Here is a 2,488-nt window from a genome sequence, read left to right on the forward strand (position 1 = left end):
CCCCCACCCTCCGGGTGGCCGTCCCCCTTCCGCCCGCCAGGCCGCCCGTGTCCAGGCCCCCGCTCCTTCCCCGGGCCGCCCTCCTCGCCTTGGGCCTGCCCCTGGTCCTTTACCCCGCCCTGGTGGGCGCCATCCCCGGCCTTTTGGTCCTCCTCCCCGCCCTGCACCTCCTCCTCACCCAGGAGAGGCTCCTCGCCCGGGGCGGGGCGGCCAGGGAGTACGTGGGGGCCTTCAAGGGGGTGCTCTTCGGCCTGGCCCTGGCCGTCCTCCTGGGGGGTGGCGTTCACGGCGTCCTCCCTTCCCTGGCCGGAGGGCTCGCCTACGCCCTTCTTCCGGGCCTCTACGGCGTGGCGGCGAGCCTGTGGCCCCTCCCCCTGGGGCGGGCGGCCCGGCTCTACGCCCAGGCCATGGGGGACGCCCTGGGGCCCGCCGCCCTCCTCGCCCCCCTGGCCCTCCTCTACCACCCGCCCCTGGGCCTGGCCCTCCTCTGGCTCGGGGCGCTCTCTCTCCTCGGCGGGCACTTGGGCCGGGAGTAGCAACAAAAGCTTGCGAGTAAAGAAAACCTGTGGCAACATAAGGGCATGAAGGTACGCCTTGTGGCTCTCCTGGCCCTGGCCCTGGCGCTTCCCGCCCGGGCCCAGGTGGTGCTCAAGACCTACTACGCCGAGGACCTGGTGAAGACCCCCGGGCTCATCGAGGTGAGCCCGGGCTTCACCACCGTGCTGGACTTCTGGGACACGGTGGACGCGGCCTTTTCCGCCAAGCGGGAGCTCCTGCGCCTCGAGGGCGGGGGAAGCAGGCTCCTCCTCTCCGCGGGCCTGCAGGCCACCCAAGCGGGGGCCGTGCCCGTGAAGAGCGGGATGACCGACCTGGTGGTGGAGGTGGGGGGGAGGACCCTCCTCTTCACCGTGCGCATCGGGCCGGGCGAGTACCCCCGGCGCTACCAGGTCCTCCTCAAGAGGACCCAGGGGGGCACCTACGCCCCCGTGGGGGCGGCCTCCACGGACTTCCGGGAGACCCCGGCCCTCCCCGCTCCTTCCCGCCCTGCCCAGGGGGTGCAGGCCCCGCCCCCGGAGCCCCAGGTGGCCTTCACCACCACCGTGGAGGCCCCCTCGGGCGCGGACGGGAGGGTGAGCGTCTTCTTCACCCTGGAGAACCGGGGAAGGAACCCGGTGAGCTTTGCCCTCAACGACCTCCAGATCCTCCAAGAGGGAAAGCCCCTTCGGTTTGAGGTGCGCCGCGATCCCCTGAAGGCGGTGCTGGCCCCGGGGGAGGGGCAGAGCGGGGTCATCGTGGTGCAGGGGGCGAAGCCCGGGGAGATTCTCCTCAGGTGGCGGGGGGTAGAGCTTGGACCGGGGCGGAGCTTCCTCCTGGAGAGGAGGCTCTTGGGGAAGGCCCTGGAGATCCAGGTCTCCCCGGAAGGGAGGTAGGGTGGAGCTCCTCGCGCCCTGGCTGGAGGGCCCCTTCACCCTGAAGGAGGCCTCGGAGCGCTACGGGGAAGCCCTGGTGGCGGAGGCCCTGAGGGAGCGGGTGCTGAAGCCGGTGATGACCCGGCTCGGGCCCGTCCTGGTCCCCGGGGGACGGGGGCGGGTGCTCCTCGGCCTCACCCGGTACTACACCCCCAGGCCCGGGCCTCTGGAAGTGGCCCTTCTGGTGCGGCGGCAAGCGGAGGCCATGGCGAGGGAGGGCTACCGCGTCCTGAGGCGCCAGGGGGCGAGGGCCATCCTGGAAGGGCGCGGGGAGCGGGTCCTCCTGGTGGGGAGTCGTGGGCCCTTAGGGAGGCGGCCCAAGCCCCAGGACGACCTCGAGGCCAGCGCCACCCGGGTAGTGGTCCTGGTCCCCGAGGGGACCGTGAGGCGGTCCCGGATAGAGGTGAGGGAGGTGGGGGTTGGGAGCGGTTGACGCCATCATGTGGAAGCTCGTCCTGAGCCTGGTGCCCCCCAAGGGGGTCATCCTGGCCGCGACCACCCTGGGGCTCACCCTGGGGGGCGTGCTCATCGCCATCGGGGAGCGGGACCGGGGCATCGGCTACCTCATCGCCGCCCTAGTTGGGGGAATCCTGGCCTGGAACGCCAAGGCCCTGCTCAGCCTTTTTCTATGACCGATCTCCTCTGCACCCTTACCCGGACCGTCTGCGCCCTCACGCCCACCGTGGTGCTGGTGGGGGCCCTGGTCCTCCTGGGGGTGGTCCTCCTGGGCTACCGGGTGATCATGGGCGACCTCCGGCGGGCCAAGTGGAGCCTGGTGGCCCTCCTCCTGCTGGCCGGGCTCCTCGCCCCGGTGCCGAACGGGCAGGGGGGGAAGACGGCGGCCTTCTATCCCATCCTCCGCATGCTCACCGGGGGCTACGGGGCCTGCGTCTTCATCGGACCGCCTCCCCCCTACAGGCCCAGCCCGGAGGAAAAGCCGGTGAAGGGCCTCTCGTGCGGGGGGTCTTGAGGGGTTTGGTGTAAGATAAGCTACATGGTGAAAGCGAGGCACTCCGCCA

4 protein-coding genes and 1 pseudogene are annotated in these 2,488 nt (G+C 71.7%); all 5 read left to right on the plus strand.

Going from position 1 to position 2,488, the window contains the following annotated elements:
* Positions 1 to 536, plus strand: a pseudogene (locus AC01Y6_RS09410) (hypothetical protein); the annotation flags it as partial.
* 45 nt (positions 537 to 581) lie between these two features.
* The gene (locus AC01Y6_RS09415; protein WP_428720470.1) at positions 582 to 1,430 is read left to right on the plus strand and encodes a hypothetical protein; all 849 of its coding nucleotides are present in this window, start codon (positions 582 to 584) and stop codon (positions 1,428 to 1,430) included.
* 1 nt (position 1,431) lies between these two features.
* Positions 1,432 to 1,902 (plus strand): hypothetical protein, encoded by a 471-nt coding sequence (locus tag AC01Y6_RS09420; RefSeq protein ID WP_476671264.1) that lies wholly within the window; start codon positions 1,432 to 1,434, stop codon positions 1,900 to 1,902.
* Positions 1,889 to 2,101, plus strand: coding sequence for a hypothetical protein (locus tag AC01Y6_RS09425; protein WP_428720468.1), 213 nt, complete (start codon positions 1,889 to 1,891; stop codon positions 2,099 to 2,101). Before AC01Y6_RS09420 ends, AC01Y6_RS09425 begins: the two co-directional genes overlap by 14 nt.
* On the plus strand, positions 2,098 to 2,439 hold the full coding sequence (locus AC01Y6_RS09430) for a hypothetical protein (RefSeq protein ID WP_476671266.1): 342 nt from the start codon (positions 2,098 to 2,100) through the stop codon (positions 2,437 to 2,439). Before AC01Y6_RS09425 ends, AC01Y6_RS09430 begins: the two co-directional genes overlap by 4 nt.
* Positions 2,440 to 2,488: the final 49 nt, after the last annotated feature.

This window comes from Thermus sp. (genome assembly GCF_056332225.1).